14 protein-coding genes and 2 pseudogenes are annotated in these 22183 nt (G+C 67.3%); 9 read left to right on the forward strand and 7 right to left on the reverse strand.

Annotated elements, in window-relative coordinates; all coding sequences use genetic code 11:
• Positions 1 to 64: 64 nt before the first annotated feature.
• The 3 genes and pseudogenes from AAFL97_RS02125 to AAFL97_RS02135 all read right to left on the reverse strand — a co-directional run bounded on the left by AAFL97_RS02125 (position 65) and on the right by AAFL97_RS02135 (position 4069).
• Positions 65 to 792, reverse strand: a pseudogene (locus tag AAFL97_RS02125) (response regulator transcription factor).
• Positions 789 to 2886, reverse strand: a pseudogene (locus AAFL97_RS02130) (PAS-domain containing protein). The pseudogenes AAFL97_RS02125 and AAFL97_RS02130 overlap by 4 nt, the downstream one beginning before the upstream one ends.
• A gap of 130 nt (positions 2887 to 3016) precedes the next feature.
• Positions 3017 to 4069, reverse strand: a complete 1053-nt coding sequence (locus AAFL97_RS02135) for an AraC family transcriptional regulator (RefSeq protein WP_341643540.1) — start codon at positions 4067 to 4069, stop codon at positions 3017 to 3019.
• Positions 4070 to 4308: 239 nt separating this feature from the next.
• Here AAFL97_RS02135 and icmF point away from each other — a divergent pair, with 239 nt between their 5' ends.
• A complete protein-coding gene (gene icmF, locus AAFL97_RS02140) occupies positions 4309 to 7575 on the forward strand; it encodes a fused isobutyryl-CoA mutase/GTPase IcmF (RefSeq protein ID WP_341643541.1) in 3267 nt (1088 codons plus the stop codon).
• Between the two features lie 155 nt (positions 7576 to 7730).
• Here icmF and pdxR read toward each other — a convergent pair whose 3' ends face one another.
• Complete coding sequence (gene pdxR / locus AAFL97_RS02145) at positions 7731 to 9242, reverse strand: MocR-like pyridoxine biosynthesis transcription factor PdxR (protein WP_341643542.1); 1512 nt, start codon at positions 9240 to 9242, stop codon at positions 7731 to 7733.
• Positions 9243 to 9322: 80 nt separating this feature from the next.
• Here pdxR and AAFL97_RS02150 point away from each other — a divergent pair, with 80 nt between their 5' ends.
• Positions 9323 to 10549, forward strand: coding sequence for a benzoate/H(+) symporter BenE family transporter (locus AAFL97_RS02150; RefSeq protein WP_341643543.1), 1227 nt, complete (start codon positions 9323 to 9325; stop codon positions 10547 to 10549).
• A 3-nt stretch (positions 10550 to 10552) separates the two neighbouring features.
• On the forward strand, positions 10553 to 11356 hold the full coding sequence (locus tag AAFL97_RS02155) for a YggS family pyridoxal phosphate-dependent enzyme (RefSeq protein ID WP_341643544.1): 804 nt from the start codon (positions 10553 to 10555) through the stop codon (positions 11354 to 11356).
• Between the two features lie 64 nt (positions 11357 to 11420).
• Here the strand turns inward: AAFL97_RS02155 and AAFL97_RS02160 are convergent, their stop codons facing one another.
• Positions 11421 to 12422 carry a YcjF family protein gene (locus tag AAFL97_RS02160; RefSeq protein ID WP_445954461.1) on the reverse strand — a complete coding sequence of 334 codons (1002 nt, stop codon included), beginning with the start codon at positions 12420 to 12422 and terminating at the stop codon, positions 11421 to 11423.
• 236 nt (positions 12423 to 12658) lie between these two features.
• Here AAFL97_RS02160 and AAFL97_RS02165 point away from each other — a divergent pair, with 236 nt between their 5' ends.
• A complete protein-coding gene (locus AAFL97_RS02165; protein ID WP_341643546.1) occupies positions 12659 to 14293 on the forward strand; it encodes a methyl-accepting chemotaxis protein in 1635 nt (544 codons plus the stop codon).
• A 69-nt stretch (positions 14294 to 14362) separates the two neighbouring features.
• Positions 14363 to 14773 (forward strand): DUF2721 domain-containing protein, encoded by a 411-nt coding sequence (locus tag AAFL97_RS02170; RefSeq protein ID WP_341647079.1) that lies wholly within the window; start codon positions 14363 to 14365, stop codon positions 14771 to 14773.
• Here the strand turns inward: AAFL97_RS02170 and AAFL97_RS02175 are convergent.
• Entirely contained in the window at positions 14760 to 15884 is a 1125-nt protein-coding gene (locus tag AAFL97_RS02175) for a peptidoglycan -binding protein (protein WP_341643547.1), read from the reverse strand. The two genes, AAFL97_RS02170 and AAFL97_RS02175, sit on opposite strands and share 14 nt — an antisense overlap.
• A 3-nt stretch (positions 15885 to 15887) precedes the next feature.
• Positions 15888 to 16961: a flagellar motor protein MotA gene (locus AAFL97_RS02180; protein WP_341643548.1), complete on the reverse strand. Its 1074-nt coding sequence runs from the start codon at positions 16959 to 16961 to the stop codon at positions 15888 to 15890.
• Between the two features lie 363 nt (positions 16962 to 17324).
• Between AAFL97_RS02180 and AAFL97_RS02185 the strand changes: the two genes are divergently transcribed.
• From AAFL97_RS02185 to AAFL97_RS02200, 4 genes are read left to right on the forward strand one after another with little or no spacing between them, the layout of a single operon-like run.
• Entirely contained in the window at positions 17325 to 19292 is a 1968-nt protein-coding gene (locus AAFL97_RS02185) for an AMP-dependent synthetase/ligase (RefSeq protein ID WP_341643549.1), read from the forward strand.
• Positions 19293 to 19303: 11 nt separating this feature from the next.
• Positions 19304 to 20134, forward strand: a complete 831-nt coding sequence (locus AAFL97_RS02190) for an ABC transporter ATP-binding protein (RefSeq protein WP_263460798.1) — start codon at positions 19304 to 19306, stop codon at positions 20132 to 20134.
• 14 nt (positions 20135 to 20148) lie between these two features.
• Positions 20149 to 21078: a branched-chain amino acid ABC transporter permease gene (locus tag AAFL97_RS02195; RefSeq protein WP_341643550.1), complete on the forward strand. Its 930-nt coding sequence runs from the start codon at positions 20149 to 20151 to the stop codon at positions 21076 to 21078.
• Between the two features lie 30 nt (positions 21079 to 21108).
• Entirely contained in the window at positions 21109 to 22173 is a 1065-nt protein-coding gene (locus AAFL97_RS02200) for a branched-chain amino acid ABC transporter permease (RefSeq protein WP_341643551.1), read from the forward strand.
• Positions 22174 to 22183 lie beyond the last annotated feature (10 nt).

Below are 22183 nucleotides of genomic sequence, written 5' to 3' on the forward strand. Positions count from 1 at the left end.
ATAATTATGAACCTGAAATCCATGCTTGAGAACCGTGGCGCCTGAAAGTCCCGGGACATCATCCTCAGCGCCAGGCGACCTGCGCGGCGAACAGGTAGCCTGCGCCGTAGACGGTCTTGATCAATTTCGGATTGTGCGGGTCGTCGTCGAGCTTGCGCCGCAGGCGCGAAATGCGCACGTCGATGCTGCGGTCGAAGGGATCGACGTCGCGTTCGCCCAGCAACTGCTCGCGTGACAGGATCTTGTTGGGGCGGTGCAGCAAGGTCGCGAGCAGGCCGGCTTCGGCGGCCGACAGGCCGATCTCGCGCCCGTCGGGGGCGGTCAGGGTGTGGCGGTTGCCGTCGAATTCCCAGCCGGCGAAATGGGCGATGTGGGCGTCGCCGGACCTTCCGGCGCGGCCGAGCGCTGGTAGCGGCGCAGGATCGAGCGTACGCGGGCGACCAGCTCGCGCGGCTCGAAAGGCTTGACGATGTAGTCGTCGGCGCCGAGCTCGAGGCCGAGCACGCGGTCGGTGACGTCGTTGCGCCCGGTCAGGATCAGCACCGCGCAGGGCGTGCCGTCCTGCAACTGGCGCACGACCTGCATGCCGTCCATGTCCGGCAGGCCGAGATCGATGATGCACAGGTCGGGCGACTGGGCGCGGGCGCGTGCCAGCAGTTCGCGCCCGGTGCCCAGGTGTTCGTAACGGAAGCCGTATTCCGCCAGGCTGGCGCAGATCAGGCGGGCGATGTCCGGTTCGTCTTCGAGGACGAAGATCAGCGGCGAGGGGGAGTCCGGGAGGCTCGTGGTCATGTCGGGCTTTCCTTCGTGGCCGGGTTCGTGGAGTGGATGGGGGTGTCGGTGTCGGCAGCCTGCGTCGCAAGCGCAGCCAGCGCGGCGGCCAGCGCCGGCGGGTCGAAGGGTTTGCGCAGCACCGGCAGCTGCGCGGCGGTGTCGCCGCCTTCCGGCCGCTCGCCGGTATAGCCGGTGACGAGCAGGATGGGCAGTGCCGGGCGCAGCATGCGTGCCCGCCGGGCGAGTTCGTGGCCATCCAGGCCGCCCGGCATCACGGTGTCGCTGACCAGCAGCGCGATGTCGTCGATGTTCTCCAGCAGCGCCAGGGCTTCGACGCCGTCGCCGGCCTCGATCACCGGATAGCCCAGTTCGGTGAGCTGCATGCGGATGACCTTGCGCACTTCGGGTTCGTCTTCCACCAGCAGCACCGGGCCGCCTTCGTAGGCGGGGAGAGGCTGCGCGGCAGCCTGCGGCGAAGGGAGGGAGGCGGCCGGCTGCGTCATCGGCAGCACGAAGCGGACGTTGGTGCCTTTGCCCGGTGTGCTCAGGATGCGGATGTTGCCGCCGGACTGGCGCACGAAGCCATACACCATCGACAGCCCCAGGCCGCTGCCGCTGCCGAAGGGCTTGGTGGTGAAGAAGGGCTCGAAGACGCGCGCCAGCACGGCGGGCTCGATGCCCTTGCCGGTGTCGCTGACGTCGATCTGCACGTAGTCGCCCGGCGCCACTTCGACGAGCCGGGCAAGGGCGCCGTCGATGTGGCGGGGCTGGACGGCGATCGACAGCGTACCGTTGCCGGCCATCGCATCGCGTGCGTTGATCGCCAGGTTGAGGATGGCGTTTTCCAGCTGGTGAGGGTCGGCGAGGGCGTGGATCGGCGTGTCCGGCAGGTTCAGGCCGACGGTGATCGTCTCGCCCAGCGTGCGCATCAGCAGCTGCGTCATGTTGCGCACCAGCTCGCCGACTTCGATGGCGGCCGGCTCCAGCGTCTGGCGGCGCGAGAAGCTGAGCAGGCGCCGGATCAGTTCGGCGCCGCGCTGTGCGGCCTGCAGCGAGGGATCGACGTATTTGACGCCGTCGCTGCCCGCCAGCCTGCCCTGCAGCGCCGACAGGTTGCCGATGATGATCGTCAGCAGGTTGTTGAAGTCGTGCGCCAGGCCGCCGGTCAACTGGCCGACCGCTTCCATCTTCTGGGCCTGCACCAGCGCGGCCTGGCTGGCCTTCTGTTCGGTGATGTCGGTGGACATCACGAAATAGCCGCGAAAGCCGCCTTCGAGCGAGACATCGGGAACGACCACGCTGCGGGCATGCACGGTCTGGCCGCCGGCGTTCTTGCGTGCGTACTCGTAGCTGACGCGCTCGCCGGCTTCGGCCTCGTGCAGATAGCCGTCGATGACGGGGTAGAGCTCCGGGCCGAAGACTTCCTCGACCGAACGGCCGACGATGCCATCCTTGGTCAGGCCGAACCATTCGGCGTAGGCGCGGTTGGCGAAGCGGTAGCGGCGGCCGGCATCGACATGGGCGATCATCGCCGGAATGGCGTCCAGGATCAGCCGCATGCGGCCTTCGGACAGGCGCAGCGCGCCGGCGATCTGGTCGATCTCGCGGTTGGCCTGCTCCAGTTCGGCGGTGCGTTCGTGGAACCCGGGCTTCGAGGCGGACGTTCTGCTCCTGGATCAGCGCTTCGGCGCGGCGCTGCTCGGTGATGTCGGTCCACAGCGAAACGAAGCCGAGATTGGGGATCGGCACGCCGCGCACTGCCAGCACCCGGCCGTTGGGGCGTACGCGCTCGACGTAGTGAGGCTCGAACGAGCGTGCCGCGGCCATCCGTGCGGCGACCAGCTTTTCGGTGTCGCCCTCGCCGTATTCGCCGCGCTCGGCGTTGAAGCGCACGAAAGCTTCGAAGGGTGTGCCGACCCGGAACAGCGATTCGGGAAAGTCGAGCAGCCGCTGCATGGTCTTGTTCCACGTCACCAGCTTGGGCGTGGCGTCGAATACCGCGATCGCCTGGTCGAGCAGGTCGAGGCCGGCCATCAGCAGGTCGTGCCGACGGCGCTGCTCCGGTGAGGGGCCGGGCAGTTGAGGGTCGTTTTCGGCGGGCGGCTGCGCCATGGTCGTGATCTGTCTCCGTACTGTTCGGTATTGTTTTGGGCCAATGCTGGCACAGTTCGCCTGTGCTGGGCAGGGGCAGGTGTCACGCCGGCGGCGCGCCTGCTGCCGGCTTGTGACGTTTATCGCGGGCTCACGTTCCGTTGCGGCGTGAAGGCGGGGGCCCGGCATGGCCGTCCTGGCGTGCGGCCAGCTGGGCCCTGAACTGCTCGGGCGACTGCCCCGACCAGGATACGAAGGCGCGGTAGAAGGCCGATGTGTCCGCGTAGCCGAGGTCGGCCGCCAACTGCGCGATCGGCTGGCGGGTCTTGGCCAGGCGCGACCAGGCGATGTCGCGCCGGGTGGCTTCCTTGATCAGGCGGAAGCTCGAGCCTTCGTCTTCGAGCCGGCGGTGCAGGGTCCGGGTCGACAGATGGAGCCGGCGGGCGACGTCGCCGATCGACAGATTGACCGGCAGCGCGGCGCGCAGCAGGTCGCGGACGCGCACCACCATTTCGCGGTCGCGCCGGTACAGCATCGAGATCCGGCCCGGTGCGCCTTCGAGGAAGTGCGCCAGCGCCGTGTCGTCGCGCCGCACCGGCAGGTCGAGCAGGTTGTCGTGGAAGCGCGCGAGCAGCGTATTGCCGTCGAAGCTCGAACACTCGGTATAGACCAGTGCATAGTCGTCGGCATGATCGGGGCGGGCATAGGGGAAGCGCACTTCGTCCAGCGCGATGCCGCGATTGACGAACCAGCAGGCGACGCTGTGGACCAGCCGCAGCAGCCATTCGAAGGCGAACACGCGGGCGGGGTCGTCACGGCCGCTGAAAGGCGGAGGCGTGCCGGGAGTGGAAAGCTCGACGATCTCGATCTCGGCATGTCTGCCCTGCCGCCTGACCTCCACCCGCAAGTCCGCCAGCACCAGGCGCAGGAAGCGGCAGGCGCGCGACAGCGCTTCCGCCAGCGTCGCCGTGCCCAGCATGCCGCGGCACAGGAACTCGAAGCTGCCCGGCGGCATCGGCCGCGGAAACAGGCCGAAAGCTTCGTCGTCCAGCTCGGCGATGATCAGGTTGTACAGCGCGGCGTAGCGGTCCACCGGGATACGCTTGGCAGTATCTGCAAGACTGATGCCGGTGGCGGCGAGCAGCGGCGCCGGATCGAGGCCGCGGCGGCGCATGCCGGACAGCATGCCATCGACGAAGCCCATTGCGACCGTGGCCTGGCGCCTTTTCGCCTGCGGCTGGGCAGGCGGAGGGGGAGGGGCGGCTGGGGCATGGCGGCGCGTGCCTCGGGCGGATTCGCATGCTTGCGAAGATTGGCGGATTTTGCACGATTGCCGTCGGCAAGCGCAATGGCAAAGCTGCCGCCCGCCTTCTACCATTCCGTTCATAAGAGCAGCGGCGCATCGAAGCCGCGGCATCATTCACCTGCCGGGGGAAGACCGACATGACCGACCTGAGCGTTGCCCACAAGCTGCAAGCCTACAAGCCCAAGAACAAGGTGCGTTTCGTCACCGCTGCGGCGCTGTTCGACGGCCACGACGCATCGATCAACATCATGCGCCGCATCCTGCAGGCGACCGGCGCCGAAGTGATCCACCTCGGCCACAACCGCTCGGTGGGCGAGATCGTCAAGGCCGCGCTGCAGGAAGACGTGCAGGGCATCGCCATCACCAGCTACCAGGGCGGCCACGTCGAGTTCTTCAAGTACATGATGGACCTGCTGAAGGCCAACGGCGGCGAGAACATCAAGGTCTTCGGCGGCGGCGGCGGCGTGATCGTGCCGGCCGAGATCAGGGAACTGCACGGCTACGGCGTGACCCACATCTTCTCGCCCGAGGACGGCGCCACGATGGGCCTGCAGGGCATGATCAACAGCGTCGTCGAACGCTGCGACGTCGATCTCGCCCCGGCCGCGCCGCAGAAGGCCGCCGCGGTGCTGAAGGCGCTCGCCGCCGGCGACCGCCGGGCGCTGGCGCAGATCATCACCGCGCTGGAGAACGGCGGCTACGGCGAGGACGTCAGGAAGGCGCTGATCGAAGCCGCGGCCAAGACCAAGGTGCCGACGCTCGGCATCACCGGTACCGGCGGTGCCGGCAAGTCCTCGCTGACCGACGAGTTGGTGCGCCGCTTCCGCCTCGACCAGGACGACCGCCTCAAGCTCGCGATCGTCTCCATCGACCCCTCGCGCAAGCGTACCGGCGGCGCGCTGCTGGGCGACCGCATCCGCATGAATGCGATCGAGCACGACAATATCTACATGCGCTCGCTCGCCACCCGCGACACCGGCTCCGAAGTCTCGGCCGCGCTGCCGGAAGTCATCGCCGCCTGCAAGCTGGCCGGCTTCGACCTCGTCATCGTCGAGACCTCGGGCATCGGCCAGGGCAATGCCGCGATCGTGCCTTTCGTCGATCTGTCGCTGTACGTGATGACGCCCGAATTCGGCGCCGCGTCGCAGCTGGAAAAGATCGACATGCTCGACTTCGCCGACTTCGTCGCGATCAACAAGTTCGACCGCAAGGGCGCCGAGGACGCGCTGCGCGACGTGCGCAAGCAGTACCAGCGCAACCGCGAGCTGTTCGGCCAGAGCCCGGACGAGATGCCGGTGTTCGGCACCATGGCGGCGCGCTTCAACGACGACGGCGTCACCGCGCTGTACCAGTGCATGCTGCCGGCGCTGCTCGGCAAGGGCCTGAAAGCGGCCAAGAGCAAGCTGCCGGCGGTCACGGTGAAGGCATCCTCCGCCGGCCGGGCCATCGTGCCGGCCGAGCGCATCCGCTACCTGGCCGAGATCGCCGACAGCGTGCGCGACTACCACAAGCACGTCGAGCAGCAGGCCCGCGTCGCCCGCGAGCGCCAGTCGCTGAAGACGGCGAAGGCGCTGTTCGAGCAGCGCGGCAAGGACGCGGGTTCGTTCGGCGAACTGATCGACTGGAAGGACGGCGAACTCACCCCGGCGGCGAAGAAGCTGCTGGAGCAGTGGCCGACCGAGAAGGCCTTGTACGCCGCCGACGAATACGTGGTGAAGATCCGCGACAAGGAGATCCGCACCAGGCTGACCCACACTTCGCTGGCGGGCAGCAAGATCCGCAAGGTGGCCTTGCCGAACTTCGAGGACGAGGGCGAGACGCTCAAGTTCCTGATGAAGGAGAACGTGCCCGGCTCCTTCCCCTACACCGCGGGCGTGTTCGCCTTCAAGCGCGAGGGCGAGGATCCGACCCGCATGTTCGCCGGCGAAGGCGACGCCTTCCGCACCAACCGCCGCTTCAAGAAAGTGTCCGAAGGCATGCCGGCGCACCGCCTGTCCACCGCCTTCGACTCGGTGACGCTGTACGGCTGCGACCCCGATCTGCGCCCGGACATCTACGGCAAGATCGGCAACTCCGGCGTCAGCATCGCCACGCTGGACGACATGAAGGTGCTGTACGACGGCTTCGACCTGTGCGCGCCGACGACCTCGGTGTCGATGACGATCAACGGCCCGGCGCCGATCATCCTGGCCTTCTTCTTCAACACCGCGATCGACCAGCAGATCGCCAAGTTCAAGGCCGACAACGGCCGCGATCCGACCGCAGACGAATACGCCAAGATCCGCGCCTGGACGCTGTCGACGGTGCGCGGCACGGTGCAGGCCGACATCCTGAAGGAAGACCAGGGCCAGAACACCTGCATCTTCAGCACCGAGTTCGCGCTGAAGATGATGGGCGACATCCAGGAGTACTTCGTCCATCACAAGGTGCAGAACTTCTATTCGGTGTCGATCTCCGGCTATCACATCGCCGAAGCCGGCGCCAACCCGATCAGCCAGCTCGCCTTCACGCTCGCCAACGGCTTCACCTACGTCGAAAGCTATCTGGCGCGCGGCATGCACATCGACGATTTCGCGCCCAACCTGAGCTTCTTCTTCAGCAACGGCATGGACCCGGAATACACCGTGATCGGCCGCGTCGCCCGCCGCATCTGGGCGGTGGCGATGAAGGACAAGTACGGCGCCAACGAGCGCAGCCAGAAGCTCAAGTACCACGTCCAGACCTCGGGCCGCTCGCTGCACGCGCAGGAGATGGACTTCAACGACATCCGCACCACGCTGCAGGCGCTGATCGCGATCTACGACAACTGCAACTCGCTGCACACCAACGCCTACGACGAAGCGATCACGACGCCGACCGAGGAGAGCGTGCGCCGCGCGATGGCGATCCAGCTGATCATCAACCGCGAATGGGGCCTGGCGAAGAACGAGAACCCGAACCAGGGCGCCTTCATCATCGAGGAGCTCACCGACCTGGTCGAAGAGGCGGTGCTGAAGGAGTTCGAGGCCATCGCCAGCCGCGGCGGCGTGCTCGGCGCGATGGAAACCGGCTACCAGCGCGGCAAGATCCAGGAAGAGTCGCTGTACTACGAGCACAAGAAGCACGACGGCTCCTACCCGATCATCGGCGTCAACACCTTCCTGAACCCCAAGGGCCATGTCCAGCAGGAAATCGAGTTGGCGCGCTCGACCGAGGAAGAAAAGCAGAGCCAGCTCGAGCGCCTGGCCGACTTCCATGCCCGCAACAAGGCCGAATCGCCCAAGTGGCAGGCCAGGCTGCAGCAGGCGGTGATCGACAATGCCAACGTCTTCGAGGTGCTGGTCGAAGCGGTGCGCCATTGCTCGCTCGGCCAGATCACCGAGGCGCTGTACAAGGTCGGCGGCCAGTACCGCCGCAGCATGTAATCGGACACGGCAGTTTCAGTCTTCCCCTCTCCCACTTGGGATGCGGCGCTTCGGCGCCGTTTTTTTTGCCGCCGGGCCGTCCCAAGGCAAAAAGCACCCCCTTGGGGGGACAGCGACCCGCGCAGCGGTGGAGCGTGGGGGGCTTTTTGCCCGGATCAAGGCCGCAGGGCGCGCAGCACCCCGGCCAGCCCGGCCACCGCGGCTTCCAGCTCGCTCGGCGCATGGGCGGCGAAACCCATCAGGAAACCCGTCTCGCACGGCTGCGAGGCGTACAGCGTCGACAGCCCCAGCAGGTCGATGCCGGCGCGGCGGGCGGCGTCGACGGCTTCGCGTTCGGGAGTCGCGCGGGTGAACACGCAAGGCATCTGCATGCCGCCGGCCGGCACCCGCGGTTCCAGGAAATCGGCCAGGTCGTTGCGTACCAGCCGTGCCAGCACGTCGCGGCGTTCGGCATAGACGGTGCGCATGGTGCGCACGTGCGCGCCCAGGTGCCCGCCTTCGATGAAGCGCGCCAGCGTCAGTTGCGGGATCGGGGCGCTATGCCCGTCCAGCAGGGTGCGCGCCACCGTCATCGGTGCCACCAGTTGCGGCGGCAGCACCATGTAGCCGATGCGCAGGCCGGGGAACAGCGACTTGCTGAAGGTGCCGATGTAGATCGTGCGCTCGTGCGGATCGAGTCCCTGCACGCAGGCGGTGGGCCTGCCTTCGTAGTGGAATTCGCTGTCGTAGTCGTCCTCGATGATCCAGGCCTGCTCCCGCTCCGCCCACTCGATCGCGGCCAGCCGCCGCTCCAGCGCCAGCGTCGTGCCGCTCGGGAACTGGTGGGACGGCGTCAGGAAGGCCGCCCTGGCAGCTTGCGCCGTCTGCAGCAGCGCCACCTGCATGCCGTCGGCGTCCAGCGGCACCGGCACGCACTCCAGGCCGGCGGCATCGAAGGCCTTGCGCGCGCCGTGATAGACCGGGTCCTCGATGAAGATGCGCTCGCCGGCATCGAGCAGCACCTTGGCGCACAGCGTCAGCGCCTGCTGCGAACTGGTCAGCACCAGCACGCGCTCGGGCGTGGCGCGGGCGCCGCGTTCCAGATTCACATGGGCGGCAATGGCGCGGCGCAAGGGCTCCACGCCTTGCGGCGGGCTGTGCAGCAGCGCCCGGGTGCCGTACTCCTTGAGCACCTGCCGCTGCAGCCGCTCCCAGGTGTGCAGCGGGAAGTTGCGCGTTTCCGGCACGCCGGGCGCAAAGGCGCGCGGCAGCAGGAAGTCGCGCACGCCGCCGCCGGCGAACATGGCCTCGCCGCGCCGGCTCAGGCGTGCCGCGGGCCGCGATACGGTCGCGGGCTTCGGCATGCCGCGTCCCGGCAGGCGCTGTACCTGCGCCGACACGAAGCTGCCGCTGCCCACGCGGCGCTCGATGAAGCCTTCTGCATGCAGGTGGCCATAGGCGGCTTCCACGGTGTCACGGGAGACGCCCAGCGAGCGGGCCAGCGCGCGCGACGCCGGCAGCGGCCGGCCAACCTCGAGCGCACCGTCGAGGATCAGCTGCCGCACTGCACGCTGGATCCGGACATGCAGCGGCAGGGCGCCATGGGCGGGGTCGCCGATCCAGGCTTTGACGGATTCGAGCTGGGCGTGCTTGAACAATTGGCCGGTACTCCTTGGTGAAAGTGGCATGAATGATCCGGCCATTGACGGCGTATAAATCCATATAAACAGCTTGCCCTGCCGGGTCAATCACTTCCATGGAGCCCTACATGCCATCCCCGGACGCATCTTCATCCCTTCGCTGGAGCGATCTCACCCATCCCGTCGTGGCCGGGCTGATCTCGGTCATCGTGAACTACGGTGGTACGTTCATCCTGGTGTTCCAGGCGGCCAAGGTGGCGGGGCTCAGCCCCGAGCTGACGGCCTCGTGGGTGTGGTCGGTCTCGATCGGCGTGGGCGTGACGGGCCTGATCCTGAGCTGGGCGACCCGCGAGCCGATCATCACCGCCTGGTCGACGCCGGCCGCGGCCTTTCTGGTCACCACCCTGGCGACGACGCCGTATGCCGAGGCGGTGGGCGCCTATCTGATTTCCGCGGCGGCCTTCGTCGTGCTCGGGCTGTCGGGCTGTTTCGAGCGCGTCATCCGGCTGATTCCGCCGGGCGTCGCTGCCGGGCTGCTGGCAGGCATCCTGCTGCAGTTCGGCATCAAGGCCTTCGCCGGCATGAGCGTGGACCCTGCGCTGGCCGGGCTGCTGATCGTGGCCTACGTGGTGCTGAAGCGGGTCTCCGCACGCTATGCCGTCGTCGGCATCCTGGTGCTGGGGCTGGTTTTCCTGTTACTGCAGCAGCGCGTCGATCTGTCCGGGCTGGAACTGAAGTTCGCCGCGCCGGTGTTCACGATGCCCGAGTTCTCGCTCAACGCCCTGCTCAGCGTCGCGCTGCCGCTGTTCCTGATCACGCTGACCGGGCAGTACATGCCGGGCATGCTGGTGCTGCGCAACGACGGCTTCAGGACCAGCGCCAACCCGATCGTCGCCGTCACCGGCCTCGGTTCGCTGCTGATGGCGCCGTTCGGCTCGCACGCCTTCAACATCGCCGCCATCACCGCCGCGATCGCCACCGGCAGGGAGGCGCACGAGGATCCGTCCAGGCGCTGGATCGCCGGCATCGCCGCGGGGGTCTGCTACATTCTGGTCGGCGTCTTCGGCGTGACGCTGGCGGCGGTGTTCATGGCTTTTCCGGCCACCTTCATCTCGACGCTGGCCGGCCTGGCGCTGCTCGGCACCATCGGCGGCAGCCTGGCCAATGCCCTGGCCGAACCGAAGGCGCGCGAGGCCGCGCTGATCACCTTTCTCGCCGCGGCCGCCAACATCACGATGTTCGGCATCGGCGGCGCGTTCTGGGGGCTGCTGATCGGCCTGCTGGCCCATGCCGTCCTCGACGGCCAGCCATCGTGGCGCAGGCTCTCCGCCGGCCTCGCCACCAGGAAGGGATGAATCATGGCAAGGACGACACAGACCCGCCACGACCAGCACGGCCTTTATCCCCAGGCCGGCACGGTCGAGGATTTCCAGCACAATCTCGCCGCCGTGCAGGCCCGCATCGCCGCGGCCTGCCGGCGCGCCGGGCGCGACCCGGCCGGCGTGCGGCTGCTGCCGGTGAGCAAGACTAAGCCGGCCGCCAGCCTGCGCCTGGCCCATGCTGCCGGTTGCCGCATGTTCGGCGAGAACAAGGTGCAGGAAGCTCATGGCAAATGGGAGGCGATGCAGGATCTGGCCGATCTGCAGTGGTCGGTGATCGGCCACCTGCAGACCAACAAGGCGAAGCTGGTGGCGCGCTTCGCCAGCGAGTTCCAGGCGCTGGACAGCCTGCGCGTGGCCGCCGCGCTGGATCGGCGCCTGCAGGCCGAGGGCCGTGCGCTCGACGTCTTCGTGCAGGTCAACACCTCGGGCGAGGCGAGCAAGTACGGCCTGGCGCCCGCGGACGTGCCGGCCTTCCTCGGGGAGCTGCCGGCGTTTTCCTCGCTGCGCGTGCGCGGGCTGATGACCCTGGCGCTGTTTTCCGCCGAGGCCGAGCGAGTGCGCCGCTGCTTCGTGCTGCTGCGGCAGTTGCGCGAGCGCCTGCGCCAGGAGGCGCCGGCCGGCATCGTGCTGGACGAACTGTCGATGGGCATGTCGGGCGACTTCGAGATCGCCATCGAGGAAGGGGCGACCGTGGTGCGCGTGGGGCAGGCCATCTTCGGCGCGCGGGCCTTGCCGGACAGCCATTACTGGCCGGCGGCTACGGCGGCAGACGAGCCGTGAAGCGCGCTTTGCCGCGGTCGATGCCCGCCAGGCGGCCTCTTTCGTGCGGGCCGGGGCCCGTGTTTCAGCCGCCGCGCACCATCTGCAGGATCCGGGCGGTATTCAGCCCGCGGGCCGTTTCCTGCATCTGCGGCAGGTACTGCGCCTGCAGCTGGCGGCCGTCGGCCATCACGCGCTGGTAGGCGTCGCGCAGCATCTGCGTGTTCAGGTTGCGGCCGCCGGCATAGTACTGGTTGGCGACGTGGCCCAGCGCGTAGGTGGCGGCGAAGCTCATGCCGCTGCTCACGGCCTGGCGGCCCAGGCCGCCGAGGATGCCTTTGCCGGCCTTGCCCAGCAGGCCGCCGAGCAGCTTGCGGCCGGCCTGTTCCAGGTACTGGGAGGTCAGCCCCACGCCCAGCGTGGCGAGCAGGTCCTTGATGTGGCCGCCGTCCAGTTCGTAGCCGTAGCTCTGGCCGATCTGATAGACCAGCCGCATCTGCAGCGGAATGATCGCCAGCGTCGACAGGTTTTCGGGCAGCAGCTCGATGGCGCCGTTGAGGATCGCTGCGTTGAGGATCTTGCGGTCCATGTCGGCAACGGAAAGCGTTCCCGGGCGGCGCTGTGCGGCGGTGTCCGGCAGCGCATCGACTGCGGTGGGGTGCGGCGCGGTTTCGCCCGTGGTGACGATCTCCGGCAGTTCCGCGGCAGCCGTAGCCAGCGGCGCGCTCGCCAGCGTGTCGGCCTGGGCGGTGAACTCGGTCGGCGCCTGGCCCAGCGATTCACGCAGCCGGGCCAGGAAGGCCTGCTCCTGCGTGCTGGTCCGGCCATCTGCCTCGCATACGCACACGGCCATCTCGTAGGCCAATTGACGTGCTTCGCTGCTGGCCAGTTTCGGCAGCACGTCGGCCAGTTGCACGCGGCGCATCAACACTTCCTGGTACAGCCCGGGCAGGTTGATCTGCTGGTCCTCGGCCAGCCCTTGCGCCACCTGGCGGATCTGCTCGCGCTCGCGGTCGTGCTTGTCGCCGTCGGCATAGGCGGCCAGCAGGCAGACGGTGAGAATGGCACGTGTTTCTTCGGGGGTCATCGGAGTCCTCGTCGCATCGGGTTGCCGTTCATGCCGGCCATTTCGCGCAGCCGGCAGACAGATACCGGATTCTCCACTTCCTCCATCCTGCCGTACAAGGTTTCCGCCAGCCGGCAACAGTCGGAGATGGAATTACCAAGAATGGGCATTTAAGATGGATAATACCATTGCTAAAGAAGTGGTTTTAGTATCCGTTGATGCAAGCACCCTGAAAACATCCCCTGGCGGAAACAAGAATGAAAAACAACCAGCCCGTGACATCGGTCGAGACACCGGTACCCGAAGGCGAGTTCATCTACAGCCGGACCGATTGTCTGGGCAATATCGTCGCGGCAAACGATCTCTTCGTCGCCCTGTCGGGCTTCAGCCGCGAGGAGCTGATCGGCCAGCCGCACAACCTCGTCCGCCATCCCGACATGCCGTCGGCAGCCTACGTGGATATGTGGCGGGCGCTGAAGGCGGGCGAACCCTGGAGCGGCTACGTCAAGAACCGCCGCAAGGACGGCGGCTTCTACTGGGTGAGGGCGTTCGTCTCGCCGGTGCGCGAGAACGGCAAGGTGATCGGCTACGAATCCGTGCGGCGCCATGTCGATCGGGCGACGATCGCCGAGGTCGATGCCGCTTATCGGCGGATGCGTGCCCATCCCGGCCGCTTCGAGGTGCGTGACGGACGCGTGGCCCGGGCCGGGCTGGCGGGGCGATTGTCGGACCGGTCGCTGGCGGCGCGCTTCGGCCTCGGGCTGGGTGTCGCGGCGGCCGGTGCGGTGATGCTGGCCTTGGCCGCGCTCGGTGGCTGGGCCTTGCCGGATGCCTGGCTGTGGGCGGCGCTGGCGGTGGTCCTCGCGGCCATCGGCTGGCTGCAGTTCGGCGTGATGGGGGGCGTGCGCGCGGACCTGTGCCGCCTGCGCGAAACCATGTCGGCAGCGCAGCGGGACGGCGATCTGCGCCGTGTCGTCCATGTCGAAGGCGGCGGCGAAGTGCGTGCGATCGGCGATGCCTTCAACGCGATGATGGCCAATCTGCAGGCGATCCTGATCAATGTCCGCGAGGCGGCGGAGCGGATCGTGGTGCAGTCGGATACGCTGAAGCAGTCGAGCGGCCTGGTGTCGGACGGCGCGGCGGGCATGAGCGAGGCGGCGTCGTCCACCGCGGCGGCGGTCGAGCAGGTGACCGTGGCGGTGGGCGAAGTGGCCGAGCATGCGCTTGCCTCCGCCGAGGCCGCACGCGAGACGCAGCGCGCCGCCGCCGAAGGCATGGCGCAGGCGGAACGGGCCGTGAGCGAGATCGGGCAACTGGCGCGGGCAGTGGGCGAAACCGCTGCCGGCATGGACAGGCTCAGGATGGCCTCGGGCGAGATCGGCAACATCGCCATCGTCATCAAGGAGATCGCCGACCAGACCAACCTGCTGGCGCTCAATGCCGCGATCGAAGCGGCACGGGCGGGCGAATGGGGACGCGGCTTCGCGGTGGTGGCGGACGAGGTGCGCAAGCTGGCCGAGCGGACGACGGCGGCGACGGGCGAGATCGGCGCCATCATCGGCTCGCTGCACGACGAAACCCGGACCGCGGTCGGCAATGCCGAATCCGGCAGTACGCGGGTGCGCCTCAGCGTCGGCCTGATCGAAGAGACCCAGGCGGCCCTGGCGGCGATCCGGACATCGGCCGAGAACAGCCTGGGCCTGGTCGACGGCATCGAACTGGCCACCCGCGAGCAATCGGCCGCGGTGACCTCGATCGCCGGCAGCGTCGAGGGCATCGCCCGCCGCGCCGGGGAATCCTCGGTCGCGGTGAGCGGCATTGCCGGTGCGTCGCGCGGCCTGGCCGAGGTGTCCTGCGGGCTCGATGCTGCGCTGGCACGGATAAAGGTCTGACACGGGGGCGGGCGGCGGGCCGGGGAGCCGAGACTGTGCGAGCCGAGCGGCGTTACACTGCCGGCCATGATGAACCTGACCACTCCGGCGCTGCTCTTCCCGGCGATCTCGCTGCTGCTGCTCGCCTACACCAACCGTTTCCTGACGCTGGCGCAAGTCATCCGCCAGTTGAACTCGTCATCCGACCGCGGCGGCGAACTGGTGCAGTGCCAGTTGCCCGGGCTCAAGCGCCGCATCCTGCTGACCAAATACATGCAGAGCTTCGGCGTGTTCAGCTTCCTGCTGTGCGCACTGTCGATGTTCGCGCTGTTCATGGAAGCCGAACTGCCGGGCAAGCTGCTGTTCGGCGCCAGCATCCTGGCGCTTGCCCTGTCGCTGGTGCTGTCGCTGGTCGAAGTGCTGCTGTCGACCGACGCCTTGTCGCTGGTGGTCAAGGACCTGGAGTCGGCGAGGGTGTCGGCCGAGGTCAGCGGCTCGTGAGCTTGAGCTCGATGCGGCGGTTGCGGGCGTAGGCTTCGTCGCTGGTCCGTGTGTCGAGCGGGTGGAACTCGCCGTAGCCGGTGGCGGCCAGGCGCTGTGGTGGAATGCCCTGGGCGCGCAGGATCTTGACGATGGCCAGCGCGCGCGCGGTGGATAGCTCCCAGTTGGATGGGAAGCGCGGTGTCGAGATCGGCCGGCGGTCGGTGTGGCCATCGACCTGCAGCACCCAGGGCAGGTCGGCCGGGATCTCGGCGGCCAGCGTCTTCAGCGTTTCGGCCAGGCGGGTGAGCTGGACCATGCCGTCGGCGCTGACTTCGTCCGAAGCGGTCGGGAACAGCACTTCGCTCGAGAACACGAAGCGGTCGCCGACGATCTGGATGTCCTTGCGCTCGCCGAGCACGGCCTGCAGGCGGCCGAAGAATTCCGAGCGGTAGCGGGCCAGTTCCTGCACGCGGGCAGCCAGCGCCAGGTTCAGTTCGCGGCCCAGTTCCTCGATCTTGAGATCCTTGTCGCGCGCGGCCGCTTCGGCGGCGGCCAGCGCGGTGTTGAGCTGCTCGAGCTGGCTGCGCACGGCGGCGAGCTGGCGGTTGAGCAGTTCGACCTGGGCGATGGCCTGTGCGGACATCTCGGTCTGTTCCTTGAGGCCGCGTTCGCTGGTGTCGAGGTCGCTGGCGAGGCGCACGACTTCGGCTTCGAGCTCGGCTTTCAGGCGTTCGAGGGCGGCGATGTCGGCGCCCAGCCGGGCGGCTTCCTCGCGCTGCGCACGGGCTTCGTCCTGCGCGGCGTGGAGTTCGTCGCGGGCGCTGAACAGTTCGGTGGACAGCGCTTCGCGTTCGCGCTCGGTGGCGGCCAGTGAAGCGCTCAGTTCGCCGACCTGCGCGTCGGCCCGCTCGCGCGCCGACTGTTCCAGGCTCAGCGTCTGCGCCAGTGCCGCCAGCTCGGCGTTGAGGCGCGCCAGCGCGCGGTCGCGGCCGCTGACCGCGTCGCTGAGCACGAACTGGCCGATGACGAAGATCAGGATCACGAACACCAGCACCATCATCAGCGAGGCCAGGGCATCGACGAAGCCGGGCCAGAAGTCCAGCGCGCGGCGTTGCTTCAGGCGGGCCATCGCTCAGTCCGCCTTCTGCCCGCCGAGCGCCGCGGCGATGGTGCGCGACAGCAGGCGCAGTTCGGCGCGCAGCTCTTCCGAGAACTGGGCAGTCTGGGCGCCCTGTGCCGGCTGCTGGGCGAGCTGGCGGATCAGGCCGCGCAGGTCTTCCTGGGAGGAGGACAGCGCCGACAGGTCGCGCGATTCGCGGCCGATGAGTTCGGCCAGGCGGCCGATCTGGGTGTTGAGTTCGGCAAGGTGTTCGGCGGTGGCGCGGCGCTCGCGTTCGGACTCGGCCGCGCTGCGCTGCATGCGCTCCATGCCTTCGGCGGTCTGCTCCAGCAGGGCCTGCACGTAGGCGGGCACGCTCGCTTCGCCTTCGAGGCCGGCAGCGGAAGGCAGCCGGGTGATGTGCGACAGCCATTCTTCCAGTTCGTTGTAGAAGCGGTTCTGCGCATGCCCGGCCTGCAGGTCGAGAAAGCCGACGACCAGCGAGCCGGCGAGGCCGAACAGCGAAGTCGAGAAGCTGGTCGCCATGCCGCCGAGCGGCTCGTCCAGATGGGATTTCAGGTTTTCGAACATCGCCACCGGATCGGTGCCGACGCTCATGTTGCCGATGATGTCGCTGATCGAGCGGATGGTGATCAGCAGGCCCCAGAAGGTGCCGAGCAGGCCGATGAAGATCAGCAGGCCGACGATGTAGCGCGACAGGTCGCGCTGTTCTTCGAGGCGGATCTGCACGCTGTCGAGCAGGGTGCGCATCGAGGCCGGCGACAGGTGCGATTCGCCGCGCCGGCGGTTCGACAGCAGCCGCGCCATCGGTGCCAGCAGTATGGGACGCAGGTCAGGTGCGGCTTCCGGGTGGCGCTGGAAGGCTTCGATCCACAGCACTTCGCGCTGCAGCCGCCACACCTGGCGCAGATTGACGGCGATGCCGATCGCCAGCACGAACAGGATCACGCCATTGAAGCCGGGGTTGGCGAGAAAGGCATGCTTGAGCTGCGGCACCAGCACCGCGGCGAGCAGCGCCACCAGCGCCAGGAAGACGCCCATCCAGGTCGTGACGTGGACCGGCTTGGTGAAGACCTTGTGTTCCATGGGGACGACATCCTCATTGCTGGACGCGGCGGCACCTGAGCTGAGCAAACGCTTGCCGGCCGGCGCTCGTGGGCAAACTCTCCGTGCCGCCGAAGTCTAGCGCGAATTCGGCATCCGGGCGCCGCCCGGACGCTGTCCGGCCAGCAGGTGCAGGGCGCATCGCCGCTCCGGCCGGCCACGCCCGGGTACGAATCCGGCGATTGCAACAATTCACTACATTCCGCAAACAGTTGCGCAAACATGGCTTGCGAGACTCCAGCCTGAATCGACACGGGCTGCATGCCGTGTCGCACCCGGACCGCAGAACGAAACCAGAGCAGCGGCCGAGGAGACAGGCAGTACGACACTGGAGGAGAGAAGGGCATGTCCGACAACGACCGGCGGGATGCGGGGCTGGATACCTTTCCGCGCTACCTGATGCACCATGCCAGGCAGCGGCCGCAGCAGCCCGCCATGCGCGAGAAGGAATACGGCATCTGGCAGACCTACGACTGGGGCCAGGTGGCCGACAACGTGCGGGCGATCGCCTGCGGCCTGGCGAAGCTCGGCTTCAAGCGCGGCGACCGCCTGGCCATCGTCGGCGACAACCGGCCGCGGCTGTACTGGTCGGTGATGGCCTGCCAGTGCCTCGGCGGTATTCCGGTGATGATGTACCAGGACGCCGTGGCGCAGGAGATGGTCTATGTGCTGCAGGACGCCGAGGTCAGGTTCGCGGTGGTCGAGGACCAGGAGCAGGTCGACAAGATGCTGGAGATCGCCGGCGAGGTGCCATTGCTCCAGCACGTGATCTACGACGATGCGCGCGGCCTGCGCAAATACGACCAGCCCCTGCTGATGGCGCTGGATGCGCTGCAGGACGCCGGCCGGGCCCTGGCGCAGGCGCAGCCGGATTTCCTCGACGGCGAGATCGCCAAGGGCGCGCCGGACGACATCTCGGTGATGCTCTACACCTCGGGGACCACCGGCAAGCCCAAGGGCGTGTGCCAGACCCACGAGGCTTTCATCTCGGCGGCGCGCGGCGCGATCCAGTTCGACGCACTGACCGAGCGCGAGGACATCCTGTCCTACCTGCCGATGGCCTGGGTGGGCGACCACCTGTTCTCCTTCGCCCAGGCGACGGTGGCCGGCTTCACGATCAACTGCCCGGAGTCCGGCGAGACGGTGATGACCGACCTGCGCGAGATCGGTCCCACCTATTACTTCGCGCCGCCGCGGGTGTTCGAGAACCTGCTGACCCAGGTCATGATCCGCATGGAGGACGCCAGCGCGCTCAAGCGCCGGATGTTCCACCATTTCATGGACGTCGCCCGCCGCTGCGGCGCCGACATCCTGGACGGCAAGCCGGTCTCCGGTGGCGACCGCTTCCAGTACTGGCTGGGCAATCTGCTGGTGTACGGCCCGTTGAAGAACGTGCTCGGCATGAGCCGCATCCGCGTCGCCTATACCGCCGGCGCGGCGATCGGCCCGGACCTGTTCCGCTTCTACCGCTCGATCGGCATCAACCTGAAGCAGCTCTACGGCCAGACCGAGACCTGCGCCTACGTCTGCATGCAGCCCGACCGCCAGATCAAGCTCGACTCGGTGGGCAAGCCGGCGCCCTTCGTCGAGGTCAAGCTCGCCGACAACGGCGAGATCCTGGTCAAGGGACCGATGCTGCTGAAGGCCTATTACAAGCGGCCGGATGCCACTGCCGAGGCGCTCAATGCCGATGGCTACTTCATGACCGGCGATGCCGGCTATTTCGACGAGGACGGCCACCTGAAGATCATCGACCGGGCCAAGGACGTCGGCAAGATGTCCGACGGCTCGATGTTCGCGCCCAACTACATCGAGAACAAGCTCAAGTTCTTCCAGCACATCAAGGAAGCGGTGAGCTTCGGCAACGGCCGCGATTTCGTCACCGCCTTCATCAACATCGACCTCGAGGCCGTGGGCAACTGGGCTGAGCGGAAGGGCATGCCGTATTCCGGCTATACCGACCTGGCGTCGCAGGACGCCGTGTATGGGCTGATCCGCGACTGCGTCGAGAAGGTCAATGCCGATCTCGCCGCCGATCCGAAGATGAGCGGGGCGCAGATCAAGCGCTTCCTGGTGCTGCACAAGGAGCTGGACGCCGACGACGGCGAGCTTACCCGCACGCGCAAGGTGCGCCGCAACTTCATCGCCGAGAAATACGCGGTGCTGGTCGACGCGTTGTTCGAAGGCCGTGCGCGCCAGTTCATCGAGACCCAGGTCACCTACGAGGACGGCCGTGTCGGCAAGGTCTCGGCCGATCTGCGCATCGAGGAAGCGAAGACTTTTGCGCCGCAGGCCGGCCAGTTGGCGGCCTGAGGAGACGAGGAATGGACATGACCGACATCAACCCCGCCGCCTCGGATGCTGCCGCGGATTCGGGCCGCCGCTTCGGCGACGTGATCCTGGATCTGCAGAACATCTCGCTGCGCTTCGGCGGCGTGAAGGCGCTGACCGACATCAGCTTCGACGTCCGCGAGCACGAGATCCGTTCGATCATCGGCCCCAACGGCGCCGGCAAGAGCTCGATGCTCAACGTCATCAACGGCGTCTATCACCCGCAGGAAGGCCGGATTCTCTACCGCGGCCAGGAGCGCAAGCGGCTCGAGCCCTACATGGCGGCGCGCCAGGGCATCGCCCGCACCTTCCAGAACATCGCGCTGTTCAAGGGCATGAGCGTGCTCGACAACATCATGACCGGCCGCAACCTGATGATGAAGAGCAACATCCTGCAGATGGCGCTGTACTGGGGCCGGGCGCAGAAGGAGGAGATTGCCCACCGCGAGAAGGTGGAGGAGATCATCGACTTCCTCGAGATCCAGAACGTGCGCAAGACGCCGGTGGGCCAGCTTCCCTACGGCCTGCAGAAGCGCGTCGAGCTGGGCCGCGCGCTGGCGGCGGAACCGTCGATGCTGCTGCTCGACGAGCCGATGGCCGGCATGAACGTCGAGGAGAAGCAGGACATGTGCCGCTTCATCCTCGACGTCAATGACCAGTTCGGCACCACCATCGTGCTGATCGAGCACGACATGGGCGTGGTCATGGACATTTCCGATCGCGTTGTGGTGCTCGACTACGGCAAGAAGATCGGCGACGGCGCACCGGACGAGGTGCGCAACAACGAAGACGTCATCAGTGCCTACCTCGGCACGTCGCACTGAGCGGGGACATAGTCATGGGATTCTTTCTTGAAACCTTGTTCGGCGGCTTGATGGCCGGCATGTTGTATTCGCTGGTCGCGCTCGGCTTCGTGCTGATCTACAAGGCCTCGGGCGTGTTCAACTTCGCCCAGGGGGCGATGGTGCTGTTCGCCGCGCTGGCGATGGCGCGCTTCGCCGAGTGGTTCCCGCAGTGGTTCGGCTTCGAGAGCCTGCTGCTGGCCAACCTGCTGGCCTTCATCGCGGCGATGGCGATGATGGTGGTGCTGGCCTGGGCGATCGAGCGCTTCTGCCTGTCCAAGCTGGTCAACCAGGAAGGCATCACGCTGCTGATGGCCACGCTGGGCATCGCCTACTTCCTCGACGGCTTCGGCCAGACCCTGTTCGGCAGCGACATCTACAGCATCAACGTCGGCATGCCGAAGGACCCGGCCTTCATCATGGAAAACATGTTCGAAGGCGGCGTCATGATCAGCAAGGAAGACCTCGTCGCCGCGGCCGTTTCCGCGCTGCTGGTGATCGTGCTGGCGTTGTTCTTCCAGAAGACCAAGACCGGCCGCGCGCTGCGCGCGGTGGCCGACGACCACCAGGCCGCGCAGTCGATCGGCATCCCGCTGAACAGGATCTGGGTGATCGTCTGGTCGGTGGCGGGCTTCGCCGCGCTGATCGCCGGCATCATCTGGGGCTCCAAGCTGGGCGTGCAATTCACGCTGTCGCTGGTGGCGCTGAAGGCGCTGCCGGTGGTGATCCTGGGCGGGCTGACCTCGGTGCCCGGGGCGATCATCGGCGGCCTGATCATCGGCGTCGGCGAGAAGCTGTCGGAGATCTACATCGGGCCCATGCTCGGCGGCGGCATCGAGATCTGGTTCGCCTACGTGCTGGCGCTGGGCTTCCTGCTGCTGCGGCCGCAAGGGCTGTTCGGCGAAAAAATCATCGACCGCGTCTGACGTCCTCAGCGATTTCGGGAGACTTTCCGCATGCTGTACAGAGAAAACGGCCAGTTCAAGACGAGCTACGCGGCCGACCAACAGATCTTTCCGATTCTCCAGGACCGCTGGGCGCTCGGCCTGCTGCTGCTGGTCGCCTTCGTGGTGATGCCGCTGGTGGGGTCGGAGTACTTCTTCCGCGCCATCCTGATCCCCTTCCTGATCCTGGCGCTGGCGGCGCTCGGGCTCAACATCCTGGTCGGCTACTGCGGCCAGATCTCGCTCGGCACCGGCGCCTTCATGGCGGTGGGCGCCTACGCCGCCTACAACTTCATGGTCCGTATCGACGGCATGCCGCTGATCGGGGCGATGCTGCTGGGCGGGCTGTGCGCCACGGTGATCGGCGTGCTGTTCGGGATTCCGTCGTTGCGCATCAAGGGCCTGTACCTGGCGGTGGCGACGCTGGCGGCGCAGTTCTTCACCGACTGGGCCTTCCTGCGCATCGGCTGGTTCACCAACAATTCGACCTCGGGCTCGGTGAGCGTGGCCCATCTGAACGTGTTCGGCATTCCGATCGAATCGCCGGTGAGCAAGTACCTGTTCTGCCTGGTGGTGGTGTGCCTGTTCGCGCTGATGGCCAAGAACCTGACGCGCAGCGCCATCGGCCGCCAGTGGATGGCGATCCGCGACATGGACGTGGCGGCGGCGGTGATCGGCATCCGCCCGGTGTATGCCAAGCTGACGGCCTTCGCGGTCAGCTCCTTCATCGTCGGCGTCGCCGGCGTGCTGTGGGCCTTCGTCTATCTGGGCGCCTGGGAGCCGGCCGCGTTCTCGATCGACCGTTCCTTCCAGCTGCTGTTCATGGTCATCATCGGCGGCCTGGGCTCGATTTCCGGCGCCTTCCTCGGCGCGGCCTTCATGGTGCTGCTGCCGATCCTGCTCGACCAGGTGCCGCACTGGTTCGGCATCCCGATGTCCACCGCCACGGTCTCCCACATGGTGCATATGATCTTCGGCGCGCTGATCGTGTTCTTCCTGATCGTCGAGCCGCACGGTCTGGCCAGGCTGTGGAGCGTGGGCAAGCAGAAGATGCGTTTGTGGCCCTTCCCGCACTGATCTTTGTTCT

It is taken from the genome of Thauera sp. SDU_THAU2, assembly GCF_038260575.1.
Classification (GTDB): Bacteria; Pseudomonadota; Gammaproteobacteria; order Burkholderiales; family Rhodocyclaceae; genus Thauera.

Coding starts and splice junctions, on each gene's coding strand:
- AAFL97_RS02135 (WP_341643540.1), bottom strand. CDS start 4,069: ATGGGCTTCGTCGATGGCATGCTGTCCGGCATGCGCCGCCGCGGCCTC.
- icmF (WP_341643541.1), top strand. CDS start 4,309: ATGACCGACCTGAGCGTTGCCCACAAGCTGCAAGCCTACAAGCCCAAG.
- pdxR (WP_341643542.1), bottom strand. CDS start 9,242: ATGCCACTTTCACCAAGGAGTACCGGCCAATTGTTCAAGCACGCCCAG.
- AAFL97_RS02150 (WP_341643543.1), top strand. CDS start 9,323: ATGCCATCCCCGGACGCATCTTCATCCCTTCGCTGGAGCGATCTCACC.
- AAFL97_RS02155 (WP_341643544.1), top strand. CDS start 10,553: ATGGCAAGGACGACACAGACCCGCCACGACCAGCACGGCCTTTATCCC.
- AAFL97_RS02160 (WP_445954461.1), bottom strand. CDS start 12,422: ATGACCCCCGAAGAAACACGTGCCATTCTCACCGTCTGCCTGCTGGCC.
- AAFL97_RS02165 (WP_341643546.1), top strand. CDS start 12,659: ATGAAAAACAACCAGCCCGTGACATCGGTCGAGACACCGGTACCCGAA.
- AAFL97_RS02170 (WP_341647079.1), top strand. CDS start 14,363: ATGAACCTGACCACTCCGGCGCTGCTCTTCCCGGCGATCTCGCTGCTG.
- AAFL97_RS02175 (WP_341643547.1), bottom strand. CDS start 15,884: ATGGCCCGCCTGAAGCAACGCCGCGCGCTGGACTTCTGGCCCGGCTTC.
- AAFL97_RS02180 (WP_341643548.1), bottom strand. CDS start 16,961: ATGGAACACAAGGTCTTCACCAAGCCGGTCCACGTCACGACCTGGATG.
- AAFL97_RS02185 (WP_341643549.1), top strand. CDS start 17,325: ATGTCCGACAACGACCGGCGGGATGCGGGGCTGGATACCTTTCCGCGC.
- AAFL97_RS02190 (WP_263460798.1), top strand. CDS start 19,304: ATGGACATGACCGACATCAACCCCGCCGCCTCGGATGCTGCCGCGGAT.
- AAFL97_RS02195 (WP_341643550.1), top strand. CDS start 20,149: ATGGGATTCTTTCTTGAAACCTTGTTCGGCGGCTTGATGGCCGGCATG.
- AAFL97_RS02200 (WP_341643551.1), top strand. CDS start 21,109: ATGCTGTACAGAGAAAACGGCCAGTTCAAGACGAGCTACGCGGCCGAC.